The following is a 21772-nucleotide window of genomic DNA, read 5'->3' on the forward strand; positions in this document are numbered from 1 at the left end:
TAAAAAACGGATCAGATTCAAGAGTCTGGATTCCAGCCTGCGCTGGAATGACGGAGGTCTTTGCGACAATCACCGTCGTCCCAGCGCAGGCTGGGACCCAGAATTTCGGATCAGCGGATGACATCTGATCCGCTTTTTTCCGCACAACCTGAGTCTGTTATCGGATCAGTTGCCCCGCGATCATGGCCCCGCCTGATAAAGAGCCTGATGGGGCCATGCCATGACTGACCGTATTCCCGCGAAGATCATCGAAACCATTGATCCGCGCCAACCGCTGCGCCTGACTCCGGCGCAAGCCGGCGGGCCAATTCATACCCGTGCCTTTACCGGCCTGTTCCGCAACCTGCGCCTGTACGGTGCAGGGCTTTTGTTTGCGATTTTCTTCGGTACAGCCTGGCTGAACTGGGGAGACCGCCAAGCAGTGCTCTGGGACCTCTCCGGGCAGCGCTTCTACATTTTCGGCGCCACCTTCTGGCCGCAGGATTTTATTCTGCTGTCGGCGCTGCTGATCATCGCCGCCTTTGGCCTGTTCGCCATCACCGTGTTCGCCGGCCGCGTGTGGTGCGGTTACACCTGTCCGCAAAGCGTGTGGACCTGGGTGTTTATGTGGGTGGAAAAAGTCACTGAGGGCGATCGCGGCCAGCGCATCAAACTGGATGCCGCACCCTGGTCGACCAACAAGGTACTGCGCCGCTCGGCCAAGCATGGCCTGTGGTTGACCGTCAGCCTGGTGACTGCCATCGGCTTTATTGGCTACTTCGTGCCGGTACGCCAATTGGTCAGTGAACTGCTCACTTTCAATCTCGACAGCGGCAGTGCCACCTGGCTGTTTCTGTTCACCGCCGCCACCTACCTGAACGCCGGCTGGCTGCGGGAAAAAGTCTGCCTGCATATGTGCCCGTACTCGCGCTTTCAAAGCGTGATGTTCGACAAGGACACCCTGCTGGTCAGCTACGACGCCGCCCGTGGCGAAAGCCGTGGTCCACGGCGCAAGGATGTGGCGCCGCAAAGCGTCGGCCTGGGTGATTGCATTGACTGCACGATGTGCGTGCAGGTGTGCCCGACCGGTATCGATATCCGCGACGGTTTGCAGCTGGACTGCATTAGCTGCGGCGCCTGCATCGATGCCTGCGACTCGGTGATGGACAAGATGGGCTACGCCCGTGGCCTGGTGGGCTACCGCTCGGAAAGCGCATTGGCCGGTGGCAAAACCCACTACTTCCGCCCTCGGCTGGTGAGCTATGCCGCCGTGTTGGTATTGATGATCGGCGCCTTTGTCTGGGCCCTGGATGCACGGCCGCTGCTCTCTTTGGATATCACCCGCGACCGTGGTCTGTTCCGCGAAAACAGTGCCGGGCAGATCGAGAATATCTACAGCTTCAAGGTGATCAATAAAACCCAGCAGAGCCGCACGTACGAGTTGGCAATGACCGGCGATGGGCCATTTGAGCTGCGCGGCAACACCCGCGTGCAGCTGGCGCCGGGCGAGATCACCGATGTGCCGTTGAGTGTGGTGCTGACCGCACCGCGGGTTACCAGCACCTCGCAGAAGGTGCACTTCGAAGTGCATGAAGTGGGATCGCCGCAGAATCGGGTGGCTGGTGTGAGTACGTTTGTTGCCCCGTTGAATCGCTGAGGTCCATCGCATGACTGCGCCGCTTTCCGTAGAGTACCTTCCTGCGCATTCGCCCGTGGTCTTGCAGGACAAGATGAAACGCTACGAAAAATTCGCCGATGAAATTGCCGAACTGATCCGCACTGGCGTGCTGGCTGCCGGGGAAAAAGTGCCCTCGGTGCGCCATGCCAGCCGCACCTATGGCGTGAGCCCGTCCACGGTATTCCAGGCTTATTACCTGCTGGAAGACCGTGGCCTTATTCAAGCCCGGGCCCGTTCGGGCTACTTCGTGCGTGAACATGCCAAGCAGCCATTGCCCGACGCGCAGATCAATCCGCGCCCGGCGCACACCACAGATGTGGATGTAAGCGAGCTGGTGTTCTCGGTGTTGGGTTCTCTGAAAGACCCCGACACCGTGCCCTTCGGTTCCGCTTTCCCCAGCCCCCACCTCTATCCCCTCGCCCGTCTGGCGCGCTCGATGGCGCAAAGTCTGCGTCAGCTATCGCCCCATGCCGTGATCGCCGATATGACCGCCGGCAACCCGGACCTGCGCCGGCAGATTGCCCTGCGCTATATGGTCAGCGGCGTGATGCTGCCGCTGGAAGAGCTGGTCATCACTAACGGCGCCATGGAAGCGCTCAACCTGTGCCTGCAAACCGTGACGCAGCCGGGGGACTTGGTGGCCATTGAAGCGCCGGCGTTTTACGCCACGTTGCAGGTACTGGAACGGCTGAAACTCAAGGCCGTGGAAATTCCCGTGCACCCGCGTGAAGGCATCGACCTACAAACCCTCGCAGGCAGCCTCGCCCAGCTGCCGATCAAGGCCTGCTGGTTTATGAGTAGCCTGCAAAACCCGCTGGGCGCGAGCATGAGCGACGACAAAAAACGCGCCCTGTATGAACTGCTGCATCAACACCAGGTGCCGCTGATTGAAGACGACGTGTATGCCGAGTTGTACTACGGCACGCAGCCGCCTAAGCCGGTGAAGAGTTTTGACCGTGACGGGTTGGTGATGCACTGCGGCTCGTTTTCCAAAAGCTTGGCGCCGGGTTACCGGGTCGGTTGGGTGGCTGGCGGGCGGTATGCGGAAAAGATCAGCCGGCTAAAACTGATGACCACCATTTCCCCGTCCGTGCCCGCGCAGGCGGCGATTGCCGACTATCTGCAGCACGGCGGCTACGACCGCCATCTACGCAAATTGCGCCACACCCTAGAGATGCAACAAAGCGCCATGCTCGCCTCCGCCGCCCGCCACTTCCCGGCGGAAACGCGAGTAACGCGGCCCAGTGGCGGCTACTTCTCTGTGGTTTGAATTTCCCCAGCAGGTGGACTCGCTGCAGCTGTTTCAGCTGGCGTTGGCCCAGGGCATCAGCCTGGCACCAGGGCCGATCTTCTCGGCGACGCGGCGCTTTGGAAACTGCTCACGATTGAACCATGGGCATCCGTGGGGTGAGCCGAGTGAGCGGGCGATGGAGATGTTGGGCAGGATTGTGGAAGCCATGTAGGGCGAATATCACCAGAGGCGATATCCGCCGATACGCTATCGGGTAAATCGGCGTATATCCGCCTTACGCCTCACCCGGGCATTGGCTTTGCGCCGTTGCTTGGCTCACGTTACTGCCCGCCGCCACACTGCGGGTCAGCCACACATTACCGCCGATGGTCGAACCTTTGCCCAGGGTGATACGCCCCAGAATGGTCGCGCCGGCGTAAATCACCACGTCGTCTTCCACTATCGGGTGACGCGGTTGGCCTTTGTGCAGTTGGCCGGTTTCGTCGGCGGTAAAGCGTTTGGCGCCGAGGGTGACCGCCTGATAGATACGCACATGGTTGCCGATGATCGCGGTTTCGCCGATTACCACACCAGTGCCGTGATCGATAAAGAAGCTATGGCCGATCTGCGCGCCGGGGTGGATGTCGATGCCAGTGGCCGAGTGCGCCAGTTCCGCGCTGATACGCGCCAATAGCGGCAAACCAGCGCGGTACAAATGGTGGGCCAGGCGATGGTGAATCACAGCCAGAATACCGGGATAGCACAGCAGCACTTCGTCCACGCTGCGGGCTGCCGGGTCGCCCTGATAGGCGGCAATCACGTCGGTATCGAGTAGGCGGCGCATGGCCGGCAAAGCGCTGGCAAAGTCGCGCACAATGGCGACAGCAGTGGCTTCGGTAGCCGCTTCTTCGCCGCGCTGGCGGGCGGCGTAGGCCAATTCCAGACGCACTTGAGCGAGCAAGCAATTCAGTGCGTTGTCGAGGGTATGGCCAACGTAGAAATCTTCGCTTTCCTGACGCAGGTTGCTTGGCCCCAGGCGCATGGGAAACAGCGCGCCGATCAGGCCATCGAGAATGGTCGCCATGGCTTGGCGTGACGGCAATTCGCGGCCGACCAGTTCGCGGGAGCGGCCGTTGCTGGCGCGCCACTCGGCGCGCACGGCGTGCAGTTCGCCCACGATCTGTTCCAGTTGCCAATTCACGGGTTGGCTGACGGCTTCGGTGGGCGTTGGGGTCAACTGGTCGAGGCCGGCGTTTAGCTGTTTAGTCATGGCAATCCCTGGGCATACGGCTGAATCAGGCGGGATGGCTACTCTATGCCGCGGCTCAAGAACGGCCTAAATAATTATTTCGTTTAGGCTCAGAACTAAATCGTCTAGGCAGTCCCGGTCGTCCCCGCGTAGGCGGGGACCCAGAATTTGAGGGAGAGCGGAGCCCTCTTCTAATCTCTGGATTCCCGCCTGCGCGGGAATGACGCTGAGATATCTCAGAACGGCCGACTCCCCGCCAAGCTGATGCGCTTGAGGTTGCGGATTTCCTTGGGATCAAACGCATTGCGCGCATGCAGGGTCGCCTGGTTGTCCCAGTAAACGATATCGCCCACCTGCCATGTATGTGTGTAGTAGAGCTCGGGTTTCTGCAGGTGCTCGCGCAGACGGCCGATCAGCTCCTTGCCCTTCTCCGGGTCGTAGCCCGGAATTTCCACTTCGGTGTGTACGCTGAGGAACAGCAGGCGTTTTCCGCTTTCCGGGTGAATGCGCACCAACGGGTGTTCGGTGCCTTGAATCGCCTCGATATCCGGCGTGCGGTAGGTAACAAAATTGCCGCCATAACCACCGGCTTTGATACGCACAAACGGGTTGTAGTTGATCAGGCGCAGGCCTTCGATTTCTGCTTTGGTTTCTTCCGGCAGCGTTTCGTAAGCCAGGGCCAGGTTAGTCCAGCTGGTCTCCCCGCCTTTGCTTGGCACTTGCAAGGCGTAGAGCAAGGAGCCGGCCGATGGCGTCGGCGTCCACTGGTGGTCGCTGTGGGCCGGCAAGGCGAAGTTGCCCAGCTCGCCGCCTTCGGTATTGGCCACGCGCACAATGGTCGGCGCCTTGCCGTCAGCATTGGACGACAGCACGGGGAAATCCGGGTGCGGCTGGAATACCGAGCCGAAGTAGCTGGTGAAGTCCTGGTACTGACGGTCATCCAGTTGCTGATTCTTGAAGATCAGAATGTGGTGGTCGCGCAGTGCCTGTTTCAGGGCCAGCACTTGATCAGCGCTTAGCGGTTGGCGCGCGTCGAGGCCGTAAACAATGGCGCCCAATGCCTCGTCTTGAAGGGGCACGATGGCGAATTGCGGCTCGTCTTGGCGCAGGGCGGTGGCAGGTTGGCTCATACAAATAATCTCCAGATCAAGGGGCCCGCCGTTGGCGGCGGGCTGCTCATGCTTTCGGTTTACGGCTTCAGGCTTTTTTGATGGTTTGGCTGCGCTGGCCGTGTACGCCGTACGGCACTTCGCCGTGCAGGGTTACGCGGCGCACGATGCGCGACTGGTCGGCGTAGTCGTCCACGGCGTAGTGCTGGGTGGAGCGGTTATCCCAGATGGCCACGTCGCCCACTTGCCAGGTCCAGCGCACGGTGTTTTCCAGGCGGATCACGTGGCTTTGCAGCAAGTTGAACAGGTGGGCCGAGTCGGCCACCGAGTAGCCTTTGATGCGTTTGACGAAGTGACCCAGCAACAGGCTGCGCTCGCCGCTGACCGGGTGCACACGCACGACCGGATGTTCAGTTTCGTAAACGGTAGAGGCGAATACCTTGCGGTAGTGCTCCAGTGCCTCGACGTTGGCGTTGGGTTTAACCGCGGCGTAGTCATATTCGTTGCTGTGCACGGCCCAGAGTTTGTCGGCCAGCTCTTTCAGCTCACTCGGCAGGTTTTCATAGGCAGTCGCCGTGTTGGCCCACACGGTGTCGCCGCCGTATTCCGGCACCACCACCGAACGCAAAATCGAGGCTTTCGGGTAGGCGTCGACGAAGGTCACATCGGTGTGCCAGGAGCTGGCACGGGCGCCTTTGGCCGAGTCCAGTTCGAGCAGGAAGTGGGTGCCGTCGACTACCGGAACGGTGGGGTGCGCTACCGGTTCGCCGAGCAGTTTGGCGAAGGCTTCCTGGCGGACGTCATCCAGATGCGTCTGGCCACGGAAGAAGATCACCTTGTGTTCAACCAATGCCTGCTGGATAGCGGCGACAGTGTCGGCGTCTAGGTCGGCGGAGAGTGTGATCCCGCGAATTTCGGCGCCGATGCGGCCGGCAACGCGACGGATATCAAGTTGTACGGCGCTGCTGTGCGGGGTAGCGAGTGCTGCATTGCTCATGATTATTTCCTCTTGTTTGCTCAGGTTCAGGCTCGGGTTAGAAGTCGTAACGCAGGGTCACACCGGCTGTGCGCGGCTGACCCACCGACGCGGTGTAAGCGCCGTTGAGGTAGGCAAAAGCGCTCAGGTAATACTCTTGGTTGGTGGCGTTTTTCAGCCACAGCGACGCGTCGAGCTGGCCGTCACCCAGGTCGGTACGGATACCGGTGGAGAGGTTGACCAGGCCGTAGCCGTCAATTTTGGAAAGGTCGGAGTTATCCAGCGTGCCTTCGGCTTCGGAGCGGTACGAGTAGCTCGCGTTGACGTACGGTTCGATACCACCGCCCTGCTGCCACTTGTATTCGCTGTTGATATTGCCGATCCATTTCGAAGCGCCGACCACGCGCTCGCCAGTGAGGTCGCACGTGGCCGGAGCACCGGCCACAGTGGAAACCTCGCCAGGGCATGGCGCGTTTTCGAACGACAGGTAGGTCACGTCGTTGTACGAGCCGTTGACGTTGACTGTCAGGCCACGGATAACCAGCGCTGTCGCTTCAAATTCCAGGCCGCGGCTGCGCACGCTGCCGGCGTTAGCCAGTACTTGCACCAGGCTGGTCGTGCCTGCTGGCTGATAAAGCGTGGTGGCCTGATAGCCGTGGATGCCGGTCCAGAAGATATTGGCGTTGAGCAACAGACGACGATCCAGCAGCGTGCTTTTGAAACCCAACTCGGCGTCGTTGGCGCGCTCCGGGCCGACCAGCAATGAATCGGCGCCTGCCGTTGGTGCACTTGCCACTGCCAGGTTTACCCCGCCGGATTTTTCCCCGTGGGACAAACTGGCGTAGCCCAACACGTCGTCGCTGAATTTGTAGCTCAGGCTCAACAGGCCGGACGGCGACGAGTTATGCAGGCTCAGGTCGCCCGAGTCATAGGCACCCAACTGGCGATTACGAATGGTCGCGCCCGGCCCGATTGGTGTTTCGCCGCCTTCAGGGGCGAAACGCTCGACCTTGGCTTGCTTCTCTTCATAGGTGCCACGCAGGCCAGCGGTGAAGTCCAGACGATCTGTCAGGTGGAAGGTGCCCTGGCCAAACAACGCGTAACTGTCGGTCACCACCTTGCCGTTGGCTTTGCTGTAAACGCCGTCGAGCGAGTTGAAGCCGTTCTGTGCGGCCGGCAGCAGGAACCGGTCCGCCTCCGGGCCATAGTCGGTAAACGTCTTGTTGCCCAGATTGGCATTGAATACATAGGCGCCCACGACGTAGTCGAAGAAGCCACCGGTAGGCGATGCCAGGCGAAACTCCTGGGAGAACTGACGGTCATGGACTTCCACGCCGGTGTTGTTGATCGCCGAAACATTGAGGGTTTCGTCGTTGGCCGGGGTGAAGTGCCAATAGCGGTAGGCGCTCACCGAGGTCAGGGTGTAACCGCCATTCAGGTTCCAGTTGGCCTCCACCGAACTGCCGCCCTGGTGCACGCTGACATTCTGGCGACTGTTGATATTCACGTCGTTGCGGCTGCTGTCGTAGACCGGCGAAGCGCCTACCAGAGCCGCACGCTGGCGGTAAAGCGCCGGGGCGCCGTACACCACCATGGTGCCTTGAGTGGAATCTTCCTCGTTGTAGTCGTTGATCCAACGCAGATTGAAGTCTTCGTTAGGCTGGAACAGCAGCTGCCCACGCACGCCCTGGCGCTCACCGCCGTTAAGGTCGTCGCCGTTATAGATGTTCTTGGTGTAGCCATCGTCGCGGGTGCGGTAGGCCGATACACGTCCGGCCAACGTTTCCGTCAACGGCCCGGATACGGTGCCTTTACCCTGGAAGTAACCGTTCTCCCCGCCCGACACTTCCACAGTGCGCTCCGGCGTAAAGGTCGGCTTCTTGGTGCTGATATTCAGCACACCAGCGGTGGTGTTCTTGCCAAACAAGGTGCCTTGCGGACCGCGCAGCAGCTCGATCTGCTCGATATCGAGCATGTCGAATACAGCCATCCCCGGACGGCCCAGATAAACGTTATCCAGGTAAATACCAGCGCTGCCTTCCAGGCCGTCACTGGCCGGGTTGTTGCCGATGCCACGCACCGCCACGCTGGATTGACGGGCATGAATAAAGGCCACGTTTACGCTGGGCAACACTTGCTGAAGGTCCTGCACTTTGTAGATGCGCTGGGTTTCCAGGGTGGTGCCGCTCAGGGTGGTGATGGGCGTTGGCACGTCCTGGGCGTCTTCCTCACGGCGGCGGGCGGTAACGACCACTTTCTGCAGTTTGGTATCTGCTTTGGCATCGGCTGCGGCTTGGTCTTCTTGCGTTGTCGAGGTATCGGCCGAGGTTTCCTCTGCCGCCCAGGCGCTGCTCCACTGGCCGGCGCTGCTCAGGGCCAGAATCAGGGTCAGGGCATATTCCGGCGTGGCCAATCGGCGCACATCGAGGGGTCGCGCCAAGCGCGGTTTGAACGGGTTGATGGTCGAACGCATGGTTTGTTGAATCCTTATTCGCTCGTTGAGCCGCGGGCAGATTTCGCGGGCAAAACGATCCCCCACCACGTAATCGCGGTGCTCGAAAAAAACGGTCTGGGTTAAGTTGCGAGTCCGTGCGGCGCTGGGCCTACGGCTGCCTTTTGTTTAGGCGTGACAACACATGCGCTGATGCGCTCGGCGTTGGTACTGATTTTGGAAAAGCTGGTTGCTGCGTCGCTTAACCATTACGGCTCCCCTGGTGCACGTCGCCATATTCATATTCGTTTAAGTTCTAACTAATATAAACATGCTGTGTTGACGGAATAAGAGCCTGCATTTAAAACCGTCACCCATAGAGCGGCAAATGCCTTCGACTTATTTTTTCAATGCCAGGAAAGCATATGGATCTTCGACAACTGCGCTACTTCATTGCCCTGTTAGAACACCGCAGTTTCGTACGCGCGGCCGATGCCATCGGCATTACCCAACCGGCGTTCAGCCGCAGTATTCAGGGGTTGGAGCAAGAATTTGGCTGCGCCCTGTAGACCGCGGCAACAAGGATTTGCGCCCCACGCCCGAAGGTCAGGTGGTGCTGCAACACGCGCTGCGCCTGGTGCAAGGCGCGGCGAACCTGAGCAGTGAAATCGACCAGATGACCAAACTGGACGCCGGCGACCTCCGTTTTGGCTGCGGCCCGGCCCCGGCGGTGCGGTTGGTGCCCAACGCCGTGGCGCGCTTTTACAGCAGCACCCACGGGTGAGCCTGAGTTTTGAAGTGGATAACTGGGAGAAACTCGGGCGCAGCCTGGCTCGCGATGAGATCGAATTCTTTATCGCCGACATCAGCCATTTCGAAGCCGACCCGAATTTCCAGACCCAGGCCATTACTCCACGGCGCGGCATGTTTTTTCTGCCGACCGGGGCACCCGCTGCTGGCCAAGGACAGCCTGTCGACCAACGATATGTTCGACTACCCCATCGCCACACCGAAAATCCCCGCGTTGGCGCGCAAATTCCTCGCCAACCTCAGCGGCCGCACAGACTTCGACCCAGCGTGACCTGCGAGCATATTCCTGCGCTGGTGGACATTGTGCGGCGTACCGATGCCATCGGCATTGGCACCGAAGAAGCCTTCGGTCTGGAGTTGCAACGCGGCGAACTGGTGCCTTTGTACTGGCGCAACCTGCCAACCGATATCGAAAGCCTGCAAGCCCGTTGCGGGATTGTCAGCCGTGCCGGTTATCGGTTGTCGGCAGCAGCGCGGGCGATGATCGCCATGATCGTGGAAGTGGACAGCGAGCTCGAACGCCCACCGCGCTATCAGGCAAACGCTTGCGCAAGGACTGGAAGTAACGGCACCAACCTGAGCCACGGCGCCGCTAAAGGTGTGCAAGTCCATCTCGACCACCACCAGACGTTCACTCAAAACCCCGCCCAGCATCTGCAGCGGCGGCTGGCACAGGTAGGCATTCAACGCGTCGGGCGACTGCCAGGTGCCTGCAGTAGCCACAGGTGTTGATCGGTCAGGGAGCGTTGCAGGGAATACGCCAGGCAACCGGGTTCACCCAACGATTGACTGACCAGTGCTGCAGACGGTTTTCGAGTTCGGTGCAGACTCGAGGGCCTTCGTTGGCTTTGATAAAGACCAGCGTGCTGACTTGCTCAGACATGAGTCGTTCTCCTGAAAGTCAGAAATAAGAAACGTGGCGGCGGGCCGTGCGGCGTTGGCCCGATTACCACGGTTTCCGATTACTCAGCGAGGCGCCCGCCGGTTATCCGTTTCCTGCTTTCCTTTTGCTAATCCTGCACCATCGCCCTTCCCTGCAAAGCCTGGCGCCCAGCATGCCGGGCTGGCTTACGGCGCATTTACCTGATCTGCCCTATGCTTGCCTAATCCTGCACAAGCGCAGTGCGCTCTGGCAATCTGCCGCGCGCGTGTCATAGCATGTGCGCACCATCGTGGTCGGTGTCCTTGCGGAGCTTTATGGAAATCGAAGTACAACAACGGCAAAACGAACTGGCCATGTTGATTGAGCGCTTCGCACCCTCAGAGGGCGCCTTGCAGACCGAGTGGGCCGCTCAGCCTGATCCGCTTCGACAGCCCACGCCCATATCGCGTGGCGTGCACAAACCGCGCTGTGCATCATTCCAGGGCCGCAAAGAGGTGCACCTGGGCGGTGAAAGCTTTATTTACGACGCGCTTGAATTACTGGTGGTGTCCGTCACCTGCCGGTCACCGGCCAAGTCACCGAAGCCAGCCCCGACAAACCCTACCTGTGCCTGCGTCTGGATCTGGACCCGGCAGAAATCACCCGCATATCAGCGACGCCGGCCCGGTCGGATTGCCAGCTCGCCCGGCCAGTCGCGGCATGTACCTGGATCGGATAGATACGTCACTGCTCGACACACCGTTTACCGCCTGACCCGCCTGCTCGACACCGCGGGACATTCCCATGCTCGCGCCGCTGGCGCTGCGGGAAATTCTACCGCCTGCTGCGTAGCCAGCAAGGACAGCAATTGATCGAAATCGCCCTGTGCGACAGCCAATCGCACCGCATTACTCGCGCCATCGAATGGCTGAACGCCAACTTCGACAAACCCCTGCGCATCGAAGAACTGGCGCGCGTCGCCAACCTGAGCGTGTCCGCCCTGCACCACCGTTTCAAAGCCGTTACCGCCATGAGCCCGCTGCAATACCAGAAACAACTGCGCCTGCAGGAAGCGCAGCGGCTGATGATGAGTGAGGGATTGGAAGTGGCTGCAGCGGGTTACCGGGTGGGCTATGAAAGCCCGTCGCAATTCAGCCGCGAATACCGCCGGCTCTTCGGCGCGCCGCCGTGAAAGATTTGGCACGCCTGAAAAATATCGCTTAAAGCATCGCGGCTAACCGGAGCGCCGGACCAGCCTCGATAGAATTCAAGGGGCGCACGAGTTCCCCGCCAACTCCACCCGCCCAAACTTGGCCTTTTCGTTCAGCGGCGTAATCGCCCGCAACCGGTCAATGCGCAGCTCCACCTTCTCGTCATCCACCAGCACCAACAGAAACTCTTCCTTCTGCGCATTGGTGCGGGTATTCAGCGCGCGGGCTTCGAACTGCCCGCCTTCGACCATTTCGATCAGCAGGCGGTATTCGTACAGACAAGCCATTTCGAGGTAGTCGTACAGGTCGCAGTTCAGGGGTTGGTAGTCAGTGCTCATGGGAACGTCTCTGTGCCAGGTCGGCGCAGAATACGCCATGCCCTCAGCCGTTCACCACCGTCCCGCCATTCACATGAATCACTGCCCGCTTACATAACTTGAGTCCGCGCTGGCCAGGTAGACATACGCCGGTGCCACTTCCGACGGCTGGCCGGGCCGGCCCATCGGCGTTTCGCTACCGAACTGGGCAACTTTTTCGGCGGTGAGGTCGAGGGAATCAGTGGGGTCCAGATCGGCCCAGGCGCGACAGCATTCACGCGAATGCCGCGCTTGGCCAGGTTGAGCGCCAGTGAGCGGGTAAACGAAGTGATCGCGCCCTTGGTGGAGGAATAGTCCAGCAGGGTCGGATTGCCTTTATAGGCCGTGATGGACGTGGTGTTGATGATGCTCGCGCCGGCGTTCAGGTGCGGCAGCACGGCTTTGTTAGCTGGAACATGGCGAAGATATTGGTGCGGAACGTTTGCTCCCACTGCTCTTCGCTGATGTCTTCGAGGTTGTCTTGCGGGTGTTGCTCGCGGCGTTGTTGACTAGCACATCGAGGCGTTTCCATTCGGCCAGGCAGTTGTCGACTACGCCCTGGCAGAGAAGCTTTTGTCGGCGGCGTCGCCGGCAAATAGCAGGCAGCCGCGGCCGAGGGCGTGGATCTGGTCGCGGGTATTGGCTGCTCCTCGTGTTCGTCGAGATACACAATCGCCACATTCGCCCCTTCGCGGGCAAAGTGCAGCGCCACCGCGCGGCCGATGCCGCTGTCGCCGCCGGTGACGATGGCGACCAACCTTCGAGTTTGCGTGCGGCCTGGTAATACTCGTTGATGCTTTCAGGCTGCGGCTGCATCTGGGTTTCGCTGCCCGGTTGCTCGGTTTGGTGTTGGGCTGGGAGGGTTTGCTCTTCGCTCATTATTTTCTCCGAAATTAGTCCCCCCACCGTCATCCCAGCGAAAGCTGGGATCCAGAGTCTTGCAGGAGGGAAGTGTATGCCGGGCGAGTCTGGGTCCCAGCCTGCGCTGGGACGACGGAGGTTTGGGCGGCTATCACACCGGCTCAGCACCCAGCTTTTTCCAGTGAGCCCGAGTGATGCGCTGGCGATTGTGGTAGTCGTGCCACGGGTCTTGCTTGAGGCCGTCCAGGCGCTCGCGCAGATTGTCGAGAGTCCATTGCGCCGCGCCTTTCAACTCTCCCAACTCGTCGCGGCGAATGGGCGTAGACACGCCCAACCCCGGCCGCGCCCGCACCGAATAAGCACAGGCGGTGCTGGCCCCGCGCTGGTTGCGCAGGTAGTCGACAAATATTTTGCCGACCCGATTCTGCGGCCCCATCTTGTCGGTGAAGCGCTCAGGAATCTGCTGGGTCATAAAGGTGGCCAGCGCTTTGGCAAAGCCTTTCACGGTGTCCCAGCCGGCGCTTTTGGCCAGTGGCACCACGATATGCATGCCTTGCCGCCGCTGGTTTTCAGCCAGGCATCCAGGCCCAGTTCATCCAGCACAGCCAGGGTCAGGTTGGTGGCCTCAACCATGCTGCGCCACGGCAACGCCGGGTCCGGGTCGAGGTCGAAAATCACCCGGTCGGGCTTGTCGACCGAGGCGCTGCTCGCGCCCCAGGTGTGCAGCTCGATGCAACCATCTGCACCGCGCCAATCAACGCCGGCAGGCTGTCGATCTGCATCAGCTGGGCGTGATTGGGATCGACGCTCTTGTCGAGGTGGGTGATATGGGGAATGGCCAGGTGCTGGGCGTGTTTCTGGAAAAACTGCTCGCCCTCCACCCCATCTGGTGCGCGCAGCAAGGACACCGGGCGGCCCTGCAGGTGCGCAGAATCCATTTGCCGATGTCGTGGTAGAACTGCGCCAATTCGATTTTCTGGGTACCGCTCTGGGCGTCGATCACCCGTTCAGGGTGACTGACCGAAACCTCGTCCATGGTTTGCCTTCCGTTGCTCGCTGCGTTCTTTTTGCCCTTGGTGGGTTTGGCGGCAGGGGCGATACGGCTTGCTCGCGATTGATCTGCTTGGCCGGTTTGTCGGTGCGTTCGGCAATAAACGAGGCTTGGCGTACTACGCCCTCGCGGGTCATTCGGCGAACTCCACTTCCGCCACCAGGCTCGGTTTCAGCCACTGCACCCCACGGGCCAGCGCCGCACTCAGCGGTTTGGCCAATGGTGAGTCGTCACGTTTGAGCGGGGTCATCTGCTTGAGCAAGTGCTGCAACCGCTGCTCATCAAACCCAGTTCCCACGCGTCCGGCATAGCGTAGCTTGCTGTCTTCAAACACGCCCAACAGCAACGCACCAAATCCGCTGCGGCTGCCTTTGGGTTCGGTATAGCCGATGACACAAACTCCTGGCGCAGGCGGCATTTGAGCTTGATCCAGTCATCACTGCGCCGCGACACATACGGGCTGCCGGCGCGTTTGCCGATCACGCCTTCCAGGCGCATGGAACAGGCGCTCTGCACGATGTCCTGATGGTCGGCGACAAAATCTTTGGAGAACCGCAGGGCGCTGCGTTTTTGCTTCAGCGCCTTTTGCAGTGCGTCGCGACGGGCTTCCAAGGGCTCCTGGCGCAGGTCCTGGCCGTTAAGAAACGGCGCGTCGAACAGGTAGTACAAGATCGGCTGGCTGTTGTCCTCGTCGAAGGCATTCTGCAGCGCCTGAAAATCTGGCAGGCCTTCGTCGTTCAGCACCACCACTTCGCCATCCAGCCAGGAGTCGCCCAGCTTCAACGCCTTGATGGCCTCTGCCTGTTTGGGCAGGCGCGCCGTCCAGTCGTTGCCGTTGCGGCTGAACAGCCGTACTTCGCCACCTTGCACGCGGGCCAACATGCGGTAGCCGTCGAATTTGATTTCGTAGATCCAGTCACCGGCCGGCGGTTGTGTTACCAGCGTGGCCAATTGCGGTTTGAACGCGTCGGGGATTTCCCCGTGGGGATGGTTGGCCGCCTCGGTGTCCGCCTTGCTCACTTTGCGGGTGCTGGTCTTGGGTTTGGCTTTGGCTTTTTTCGCGGTGCCCACCTGATTGCCGCTCAGTACGCTTTGCGGCAACTCATCCACTACGCTGTACTCGCTGGCCGGGCGCGCTACGTCGTCGCGTTCCTTGATCAGCAGCCACTGCTCCTTGTCGCCGCTGCCTTTGAGGCGGGTGCGCACCAGAGTCCAGTCGCCGCTAAGTTTTTCGCCGACCAGGGTGAATTTGAGTTTGCCGCTCTTGTACGTCTCTTGCGGGTTGCCGTGGGGTTGCCACACGCCCTGGTCCCAGACGATCACATCGCCGGCGCCATATTGGCCTTTGGGAATGCTGCCCTCGAACGTGGCATAACCCAGCGGGTGGTCTTCCACGTGTACAGCCAGGCGTTTGTCGGCAGGATCCAGGCTCGGGCCTTTAGGGATTGCCCAGCTTTTCAGCGTGCCATCGAGCTCCAGGCGAAAGTCGTAGTGCAGGTGGCTGGCGTCGTGTTTCTGAATCACAAACCGCAAAGCGCCCGGACTTTGCGCGACTTGCGCGCCGTGTCTTCGGGCGGTTCCGAGGTGATGCTGAAGTTGCGTTTGCGGTTGTATTCACTCATGGCCAAGCCCTCGGCGCCTTAACTCGCATTGCTGGTTTTGGTGGTTTTTTTGGCTGCCGGTTTGGCGGTCCTGCTCGGCGCGGCCTTGGCTGGCGCCGCTTTGGTTTTTTTCGCGGCGGTAGCCGGCTTGCCGCCGAGGCTGCGTTTAAGCAGCTCGGTCAGGTCGATGACATCGGCGCTGCGCCGCCCTTCTTCGCCCGGTACTTTCTCCACCGCGGCAATCTTGCCTTGCTGAGCCTTCTGCTCAACCAGCTGCATGATCTTGTCGGTAAAACTGTCCTGGTAATCGTCCGGTGACCAGTCACCGCTCATGTCTTTGACCAGTCGCTTGGCCATGTCCAACTCGCCTTTGGCTAGCTTGGCGTTACTGACCCCAGCCGGTAGCTCAAGGCTGTCCAGGCCGCGCACTTCACTGGGCCAACGGAGCATCACCAGCACCATGGCGTCGTCGATGGGCATCACGGCCGCCAGGTGCTGACGGGTGTGCAACACCACCAGCGCAAGCGCCACTTTCTGGGTGCTGGCCAGGGTTTCGCGCAGCAAGGCATATACCTTCTCGCCCCGTTTATCCGGGCTCAGGTAATACGGCGTGTCGATGTTTTGCAGGGGAATTTGTGCGCTGTCGACGAACGAAAAAATATCGATGGTCTGGGTTGAGGCCGGGTGCGCTTCGCGAATTTCTTCTTCGCTGAGCACCACGTAGCGGCCCTTCTCATACTCCACACCCTTGACGATATTTTCCTTCTCGATCTCCTTGCCGGTGACCTTGTTGATGCGCTTGTAACCCACGGGGTCCATGCTGCGTTTATCCAGCCAGTCGAAGTCCACGCCTTGACTGGCGGTTGCTGACGTCAGCGCGACCGGGATATGCACCAGGCCGAAACTGATGGCGCCTTTCCAGATGGCTCTTGGCATGGCGAGTCTCCTTGCATGGAATGGGCAACGGCGGATATCCGTTGCACGGATATTCGCCCTACAACATCACCCCATCGCTGTAGGTCACGCGGTCCAGCTGATTGATGTCGCGGATCTCGCGCAGCATGTTGTCGGCGGCGGTTTCAGCTTCGCTTTCACAGACGCAGCCCGGCACGATCACCCACAGAACCCGCACCTCGGCGCCGATGCGCTTGGGCTGGTACTCGATCAGGCCCACATAGCTATGCCCTTCTTTCATCGCGTCGGTCCAGGCGATGCAGGTTTCAAAGTCGCGGAACATGGCAAAGGCCCCCTTGTGTTTGCCTCACAAAAATGGGACCGGCCAGGGGAAAAAAGAGTTGCAGTTTTGTTTTAACGGCGCCCAACCGTCAGGGTTTGGGCGCCATTTTTACTGCACGGGAAAGGGTTAAATCCGGAACTGCCGCACCAACGTACCCAGGCGATTGCCTAGATCTGCCAGGCTCCTGGCCGACTGCGCGCTCTGCTGGGTTTCATCCGCCACGCGGTCTACCGCGCCGGCAATCTGGTGCACGCTGCGGTTGATCTCTTCGGCCACGGCGGTTTGCTCTTCGGCGGCACTGGCGATTTGCGCGTTCATGGCGTTGATGGTGGCGATCAGCTCGGCAATCGCATCCAGCGAGGCGCCGGCCTGGTTGGCTTGCTGGCTGGTGACATCGCCGGCTTCGCTGGAGCGGCGCATGGCGGTCACGGCGTCTTCGGTGCCTTTTTGCAGGCGGTCGATCATGCCCTGAATTTCCTGGGTGCTTTGCTGGGTGCGGCTGGCCAAGGCCCGTACTTCATCCGCCACCACCGCAAACCCGCGCCCGGCTTCACCGGCCCGCGCGGCTTCAATGGCGGCGTTCAGGGCAAGAAGGTTGGTCTGTTCGGCAATGGAGCGAATCACGCCGAGCACGCTGACAATCGACTGCACGTCTTGCTGCAGGCTATCGAGCGAGGTGCCGCTGGTGCGGATATCGCCGACCAACGCATGAATACGGGTAATGCTGCCGTCCACCACCTTTTTCGCCGCCTGGCCTTCCTGATCGGTTTTCTGCGCCGCCGACGCCGCGCCCTGGGCGCTTTGCGCCACTTGATGGGCCGCCGCCGACATTTCATTGATGGCCGTGGCCACCTGATCAGTTTCATGGCGTTGGCTGGCCATCGCCTGATCGGCGCGCTGGGTTTGCGCCGACACTTCGCTCACCAGGCTGGTGAGTTGGCCGGTCATTTCCACAATTTGCCGCACCAGACCGTGAATCTTGGCCACGAAGGCGTTGAACGAGCCGGCCAGCTCGCCGAGTTCATCCTTGCTGTTGACCGGCAGGCGGCGGGTCAGGTCGCCCTCACCGGCGGCAATGTCATCGAGGTTCTGTTTGATCTGCTGCAACGGCCGCAGAAACGCGTTACCCAGCGCCAGACCGGCAATGCCGAAAATCACCAGTAGCACCAAGGCAATCACCACGATGCTGGTGACGATGGTGCTGATGCGCGAGGCGATCTCTTCCTGCACCTTGGCCACGTCTTCTTCAATACCGTCGAGGTTGATGGCGGTGCCCAGCGACATGTCCCATTTGGGCAGGTAGACGTTGTAGGCGAGCTTAGGCACCAACACCTTGTCGTTGGTGGGCAGCGGCGAGGCGTAACGCAGGTAGCCGGTGCCGCTCTTGCCGACGTTGTATAGCTCGCGGTTTACGTACACGCCGTTGGGGTCTTTGCGGTCGGCGAGCACTTTGCCGACGTCTACCGGGCTGTCGCCACGAAACAGGCGAACGATATTGGCGTCATGGCCGAAGAAGTAGCCATCTTTGCCGTATTTGATTTTCGAGAGAATGACGATGGCCTGTGCGCGGCTGGTCATATCGCCTTGGGCGGCGCCGTCATACAGGCTTTGCACGGAGCCGAGGGCAATCTGCATGTAGTTCTGCAGTTCCTTTTGCCGCTCGTCAATCAAGCGTTCACGGGTTTCCTTCACCTCGCCGTCGGCCAGGCTGAGCAACACTTGCGTGGCTGCGCCGCTGAGCACCAGGGCAAACAGCAACACCGGCACCAGGGCCAGCAGCATGACTTTGGTTTTTAAACGCATGATCACTCCTTAAACAGCGCACCGTCAGGCAACGGCAGTCCTGTTGTATCGGCGCTTATTGTTGTGGCTGTAGGCGACATCGTTAACTCAGTTCAGACCATAGCGACGTACTCAGCTGATTTTTTAAATTACCCCGAGGGAAATGGCGTTTTCGCTGCCAATAAAAATCCTCAGCAAGCCCAATAAATATCCGTTCAATATTTCAACCGCCCGTGTGCATAATTCTTGCCTGCCAATTCGGTGGGCCACGACCAGGCCCGCAAAACCTTATGTGCAAGCAGGTATCGGTGCACCACGCACAACCATCGCGCATCAAGAAAGCGCCGATGTGTGCCGATATGAGTCCTGCGTTCCGACGTCTTCATAGGAAGTACCCATGCTCAGTCGCCTTTCAATTCAGTGGAAAATCACGCTGCTTGCCGGCCTATGCCTGTTGATCATCGTTACGTTGCTGGTCGGGACCTCGCTGTACCAGTCCCAAAGCACTGCCGATGTCGTCAAGGCCTCCAGCACCGCGATGCTCGAAGAAGCGGCGCAAAAACGTATGGCGGCCCGTGGGGAAACCCAGTCGCTGCGCATTCAGCGCTACTTCATGGATGCCTACCAGTACGGCAACGGCTTTACCCGTCAGGTGAAAATGCTGCTGGGCCAGGCCAAGGCGCACAGCCTTGACCCTACCGCCGTGCGCACTGACCTTTCAGAACAAATGCACAGCGCGTTACAAGGCAACCCGAACCTGCTCGGCTTGTATGTGGTGTTTCTACCCGACGGCCTCGACGGCCAGGACGCACAGTTTGTTGGCCAGGACGCCCTGGGCAGTAACGACATTGGCCGATTTGCCCTGTACTGGTCGCAGTCAAGCAGCGGCGAGCTGGAACCCGAGGCCATGAAGGAAGAGTTGCTCAACGACACCACCGTGATGAGCAACGGCACCCCGTACAACTCCTGGCTCACCTGCCCGCTCAACGGCAAGAAAACCTGCGTGCTCGACCCGTATATCGATGAAGTCGACAAAGTGAAACCCTGATGACCAGCATTGCCTTCCCGGTGGAAGTGGATGGCAAGGTGGTCGGTGTGGTCGGCGTGGACATCAGCCTGTCGAGCCTGCAAGAGATCAGCAACAAGGCCAATAAAGAGCTGTACGACGGCCAGGGCCACGTCAGCATCATCAGCCCGCTGGGCCTGTTCGCCGGCCATAGCCGCGATCCGTCCGTGCTGGGCAAGCCGCTGAGTGCCGGGTTTGGTGAGCATGGCAACGACCTGGCGCGCCTGACCGCCAGCGCCCAACCGCAGGTGCTGCACGAAGGCGACATGCTGCAAGTGCTGGAACCGCTGCTGCCGATTCCCGAATCCAAGCCGTGGAGCGTACTGATCGACGTGCCGGAAAAAGTCCTGACCGTACCGGCGAAAAAACTCGAAGCCGAACTCGACAGCCGCCGTACCAGTGACAGCGTATTTTCCCTTATCGGCGGCTTGGCGGCCGTGGTGCTTGGCCTGCTGCTGATGTGGCTCACCGCGCGCGGCGTAACCCGGCCGATTCTCGGCGTGGCCGCCATGTTGCAGAACATCGCCACTGGCGAGGGCGACCTGACTCGCCGCCTGGAATATTCCAAGCGCGACGAATTGGGCGAACTGGCTGGCTGGTTCAACCGCTTCCTCGACAAGCTGCAGCCGATTATTGCCGACGTAAAAAACTCGGTGCAGGACGCTCGCGGCACCGCCGACCAGTCTTCGGCCATTGCCCGCGAAACCAGCTCCGGCATGCAGCAGCAGTACCGCGAAGTCGACCAGGTGGCGACCGCCTTCCAGGAAATGAGCGCCACCGCCCAGGACGTCGCCCATAACGCCGCCTCGGCTGCCGACGCCGCGCGCAGTGCCGACGATGCCACTCAGGAGGGTTTGAGCGTGATCGGCCAGACCACCAGCGCCATCGAACTGCTGGCCAATGAAATGAACGTGGCCATGGAAGAAGTGGAAGGCCTGGCCAGTTCCAGCCAGCAGATTGGTTCGGTGCTGGAAGTGATCCGCTCGATTGCCGAGCAAACCAACTTGCTGGCCCTGAACGCCGCCATTGAAGCGGCACGTGCCGGTGAAGCCGGCCGCGGCTTTGCCGTGGTAGCCGATGAAGTGCGCAACCTGGCCAAGCGCACGCAAGACTCGGTGGAGGAAATCCGCCAGGTAATTGAAGGCCTGCAGAACGGCACCCGTGAAGTGGTCAGCAGCATGGGCAGCAGCCATCGCCAGGCGCAGGCCAGCGTGCAGCAGGTGGAGTTGGCGGTGAGTGCGTTGCAACGGATCAGCAATGCCGTAGGGGTGATTACCGATATGAACCTGCAGATTGCCAGTGCGGCGGAAGAACAGAGTTCGGTGGCCGAAGAGATCAACCGCAACGTGGCCTCGATTCGTGACGTGACGGAATCGATTTCAGCGCAGGCGGATGAGTCGGCGCAGGTGAGTCAGTCGCTGAATCGGTTGGCTAACCATCAGCAGGCGTTGATGGATCAGTTCAAGGTTTGACCTGAAGCCGCACTCGTGGATGGGTGGGGCCGCCTAGGCGAGCGCAGCGAAACCCATCTATCCGCGTAACGATGGGTTTCGCTGCGCTCTACCCATCCTACTGTCTGGCGGTCCGGCGCTTGCCCCGCACGCCGCCACTCGCTAGCCTGCGCGCTGTCTATTCCGCCTCTTTTCACCGCCAAGGATTTGCAGATGCTCAACTACGCCATCGTCGCCGGCTCCAGCCGTAACAACAGCCAGTCGGCCAAGGTTGCCCATTTTCTTCAGCAACGTTTGATCGACCTGAACCTGACCAGCGCCGCCACCAGCAGCGTGATCGACCTGGGCGCCGGCCCCCTGCCCCTTTGGCCCGCCGAAGACACCGGCCCCTGGGCGCAATACGCCGAACAATTGAAAGCCGCCGATGCGGTCATCGTGATCGTGCCGGAGTGGAACGGCATGGCGTGCCCGGCCATCAAGAACTTCTTTATCTTCACCAGCAAGGCCGAACTGGCGCATAAGCCAGGCCTGCTGGTGGGCGTTTCGGCAGCCGTTGGCGGCCCGTATGTTATTAGCGAAATGCGCGCTTCCAGCTACAAGAACTGCCGCGTGAACTACCTGCCGGAACATATTCTGGTGCGTCACTGCAACGGCGTGCTCAATGGCCCGGAAGCGGCCAGCGAAGACGACCAGCGCCTACGCGCCCGTATCGACTACACCCTGGATATCCTGGCCAAGTACGCCCAGGCGCTGCAGCCGGTGCGTGAGTTGATCGACATGACCAACCCGGGTTTCGCCAACGGTATGTAACCGCTACGCGTAAACAAAAAA

The 21772-nt window shown here is 60.4% G+C and carries 19 protein-coding genes and 6 pseudogenes; 9 read left to right on the top strand and 16 right to left on the bottom strand.

The features are described 5' to 3' along the window. Positions 1–220: 220 nt before the first annotated feature. Together ccoG and mapR are read left to right on the top strand one after the other, a co-directional pair. Positions 221–1636, top strand: coding sequence for a cytochrome c oxidase accessory protein CcoG (ccoG, locus tag AC0V2S_RS17695; RefSeq protein ID WP_475510871.1), 1416 nt, complete (start codon positions 221–223; stop codon positions 1634–1636). A 73-nt stretch (positions 1637–1709) separates the two neighbouring features. After that, positions 1710–3120 (top strand): annotated as a pseudogene (gene mapR, locus AC0V2S_RS17700) (GntR family transcriptional regulator MpaR). A 63-nt stretch (positions 3121–3183) separates the two neighbouring features. On the opposite strand, the gene epsC reads toward mapR, so the two are convergent. From epsC to AC0V2S_RS17720, 4 genes are all read right to left on the bottom strand, one after another. After that, positions 3184–4158, bottom strand: coding sequence for a serine O-acetyltransferase EpsC (gene epsC, locus AC0V2S_RS17705; protein ID WP_475510872.1), 975 nt, complete (start codon positions 4156–4158; stop codon positions 3184–3186). Between the two features lie 215 nt (positions 4159–4373). Beyond that, a complete protein-coding gene (locus tag AC0V2S_RS17710; RefSeq protein WP_475510873.1) occupies positions 4374–5267 on the bottom strand; it encodes a TauD/TfdA dioxygenase family protein in 894 nt (297 codons plus the stop codon). A 67-nt stretch (positions 5268–5334) separates the two neighbouring features. After that, entirely contained in the window at positions 5335–6243 is a 909-nt protein-coding gene (locus AC0V2S_RS17715; RefSeq protein WP_475510874.1) for a TauD/TfdA dioxygenase family protein, read from the bottom strand. A 37-nt stretch (positions 6244–6280) separates the two neighbouring features. Continuing rightward, positions 6281–8695, bottom strand: a complete 2415-nt coding sequence (locus tag AC0V2S_RS17720; RefSeq protein ID WP_475510875.1) for a TonB-dependent receptor — start codon at positions 8693–8695, stop codon at positions 6281–6283. Between the two features lie 383 nt (positions 8696–9078). Here AC0V2S_RS17720 and AC0V2S_RS17725 point away from each other — a divergent pair, with 383 nt between their 5' ends. The 3 genes and pseudogenes from AC0V2S_RS17725 to AC0V2S_RS17735 all read left to right on the top strand — a co-directional run. Then, positions 9079–9222: a LysR family transcriptional regulator gene (locus AC0V2S_RS17725; protein WP_475510876.1), complete on the top strand. Its 144-nt coding sequence runs from the start codon at positions 9079–9081 to the stop codon at positions 9220–9222. A gap of 17 nt (positions 9223–9239) precedes the next feature. Beyond that, positions 9240–9437 (top strand): hypothetical protein, encoded by a 198-nt coding sequence (locus tag AC0V2S_RS17730; protein ID WP_475510877.1) that lies wholly within the window; start codon positions 9240–9242, stop codon positions 9435–9437. Positions 9438–9451: 14 nt separating this feature from the next. Then, positions 9452–9907, top strand: a pseudogene (locus AC0V2S_RS17735) (LysR substrate-binding domain-containing protein); the annotation flags it as partial. 239 nt (positions 9908–10146) lie between these two features. Here the strand turns inward: AC0V2S_RS17735 and AC0V2S_RS17740 are convergent. Continuing rightward, positions 10147–10245: a hypothetical protein gene (locus tag AC0V2S_RS17740; protein ID WP_475510878.1), complete on the bottom strand. Its 99-nt coding sequence runs from the start codon at positions 10243–10245 to the stop codon at positions 10147–10149. Then, entirely contained in the window at positions 10200–10346 is a 147-nt protein-coding gene (locus AC0V2S_RS17745) for a hypothetical protein (protein WP_475510928.1), read from the bottom strand. Before AC0V2S_RS17745 ends, AC0V2S_RS17740 begins: the two co-directional genes overlap by 46 nt. Before the next feature lie 314 nt (positions 10347–10660). Between AC0V2S_RS17745 and AC0V2S_RS17750 the strand changes: the two genes are divergently transcribed. Continuing rightward, positions 10661–11197, top strand: a complete 537-nt coding sequence (locus tag AC0V2S_RS17750) for an AraC family transcriptional regulator N-terminal domain-containing protein (RefSeq protein ID WP_475510879.1) — start codon at positions 10661–10663, stop codon at positions 11195–11197. Further along, positions 11194–11517, top strand: coding sequence for a helix-turn-helix domain-containing protein (locus AC0V2S_RS17755; protein WP_475510880.1), 324 nt, complete (start codon positions 11194–11196; stop codon positions 11515–11517). Before AC0V2S_RS17750 ends, AC0V2S_RS17755 begins: the two co-directional genes overlap by 4 nt. Before the next feature lie 75 nt (positions 11518–11592). Here the strand turns inward: AC0V2S_RS17755 and AC0V2S_RS17760 are convergent, their stop codons facing one another. The 10 genes and pseudogenes from AC0V2S_RS17760 to AC0V2S_RS17805 form a co-directional block, all read right to left on the bottom strand. Then, complete coding sequence (locus AC0V2S_RS17760) at positions 11593–11874, bottom strand: Rho-binding antiterminator (protein WP_475510881.1); 282 nt, start codon at positions 11872–11874, stop codon at positions 11593–11595. Positions 11875–11952: 78 nt separating this feature from the next. After that, positions 11953–12344 (bottom strand): annotated as a pseudogene (locus AC0V2S_RS17765) (SDR family oxidoreductase). After that, positions 12275–12649, bottom strand: a complete 375-nt coding sequence (locus AC0V2S_RS17770; RefSeq protein ID WP_475510882.1) for an SDR family NAD(P)-dependent oxidoreductase — start codon at positions 12647–12649, stop codon at positions 12275–12277. Before AC0V2S_RS17770 ends, AC0V2S_RS17765 begins: the two are co-directional and overlap by 70 nt. A 255-nt stretch (positions 12650–12904) precedes the next feature. After that, positions 12905–13691 (bottom strand): annotated as a pseudogene (ligD, locus tag AC0V2S_RS17775) (non-homologous end-joining DNA ligase). 246 nt (positions 13692–13937) lie between these two features. Then, complete coding sequence (locus AC0V2S_RS17780) at positions 13938–14138, bottom strand: ATP dependent DNA ligase (protein WP_475510883.1); 201 nt, start codon at positions 14136–14138, stop codon at positions 13938–13940. Beyond that, positions 14051–15328 (bottom strand): non-homologous end-joining DNA ligase, encoded by a 1278-nt coding sequence (gene ligD / locus AC0V2S_RS17785; RefSeq protein WP_475510884.1) that lies wholly within the window; start codon positions 15326–15328, stop codon positions 14051–14053. The genes AC0V2S_RS17780 and ligD (AC0V2S_RS17785) overlap by 88 nt, the downstream gene beginning before the upstream one ends. 116 nt (positions 15329–15444) lie before the next feature. Beyond that, a complete protein-coding gene (ku, locus tag AC0V2S_RS17790; RefSeq protein ID WP_475510885.1) occupies positions 15445–16341 on the bottom strand; it encodes a non-homologous end joining protein Ku in 897 nt (298 codons plus the stop codon). Between the two features lie 58 nt (positions 16342–16399). Continuing rightward, positions 16400–16642 carry a hypothetical protein gene (locus AC0V2S_RS17795; RefSeq protein ID WP_475510886.1) on the bottom strand — a complete coding sequence of 81 codons (243 nt, stop codon included), beginning with the start codon at positions 16640–16642 and terminating at the stop codon, positions 16400–16402. A 126-nt stretch (positions 16643–16768) separates the two neighbouring features. Further along, positions 16769–17590, bottom strand: coding sequence for a methyl-accepting chemotaxis protein (locus tag AC0V2S_RS17800; protein WP_475510926.1), 822 nt, complete (start codon positions 17588–17590; stop codon positions 16769–16771). A 36-nt stretch (positions 17591–17626) separates the two neighbouring features. Then, positions 17627–18445, bottom strand: a pseudogene (locus AC0V2S_RS17805) (cache domain-containing protein); the annotation flags it as partial. A gap of 376 nt (positions 18446–18821) precedes the next feature. On the opposite strand from AC0V2S_RS17805, the pseudogene AC0V2S_RS17810 reads away from it, so the two are divergent. Then, positions 18822–20962, top strand: a pseudogene (locus AC0V2S_RS17810) (methyl-accepting chemotaxis protein). 192 nt (positions 20963–21154) lie between these two features. Then, on the top strand, positions 21155–21751 hold the full coding sequence (locus AC0V2S_RS17815) for an NADPH-dependent FMN reductase (protein WP_475510887.1): 597 nt from the start codon (positions 21155–21157) through the stop codon (positions 21749–21751). Positions 21752–21772 lie beyond the last annotated feature (21 nt).

This window comes from Pseudomonas sp. CC11G (genome assembly GCF_056174845.1).

Bases quoted from the DNA above. Each gene is read 5' to 3' on its own strand.
- AC0V2S_RS17710 (WP_475510873.1), bottom strand. From the start codon at position 5,267: ATGAGCCAACCTGCCACCGCCCTGCGCCAAGACGAGCCGCAATTCGCC.
- AC0V2S_RS17800 (WP_475510926.1), bottom strand. From the start codon at position 17,590: ATGACCGGCCAACTCACCAGCCTGGTGAGCGAAGTGTCGGCGCAAACC.
- AC0V2S_RS17795 (WP_475510886.1), bottom strand. From the start codon at position 16,642: ATGTTCCGCGACTTTGAAACCTGCATCGCCTGGACCGACGCGATGAAA.
- ku (WP_475510885.1), bottom strand. From the start codon at position 16,341: ATGCCAAGAGCCATCTGGAAAGGCGCCATCAGTTTCGGCCTGGTGCAT.
- AC0V2S_RS17815 (WP_475510887.1), top strand. From the start codon at position 21,155: ATGCTCAACTACGCCATCGTCGCCGGCTCCAGCCGTAACAACAGCCAG.
- AC0V2S_RS17760 (WP_475510881.1), bottom strand. From the start codon at position 11,874: ATGAGCACTGACTACCAACCCCTGAACTGCGACCTGTACGACTACCTC.
- AC0V2S_RS17750 (WP_475510879.1), top strand. From the start codon at position 10,661: ATGGAAATCGAAGTACAACAACGGCAAAACGAACTGGCCATGTTGATT.
- AC0V2S_RS17725 (WP_475510876.1), top strand. From the start codon at position 9,079: ATGGATCTTCGACAACTGCGCTACTTCATTGCCCTGTTAGAACACCGC.
- AC0V2S_RS17720 (WP_475510875.1), bottom strand. From the start codon at position 8,695: ATGCGTTCGACCATCAACCCGTTCAAACCGCGCTTGGCGCGACCCCTC.
- AC0V2S_RS17745 (WP_475510928.1), bottom strand. From the start codon at position 10,346: ATGTCTGAGCAAGTCAGCACGCTGGTCTTTATCAAAGCCAACGAAGGC.
- epsC (WP_475510872.1), bottom strand. From the start codon at position 4,158: ATGACTAAACAGCTAAACGCCGGCCTCGACCAGTTGACCCCAACGCCC.
- AC0V2S_RS17715 (WP_475510874.1), bottom strand. From the start codon at position 6,243: ATGAGCAATGCAGCACTCGCTACCCCGCACAGCAGCGCCGTACAACTT.
- ccoG (WP_475510871.1), top strand. From the start codon at position 221: ATGACTGACCGTATTCCCGCGAAGATCATCGAAACCATTGATCCGCGC.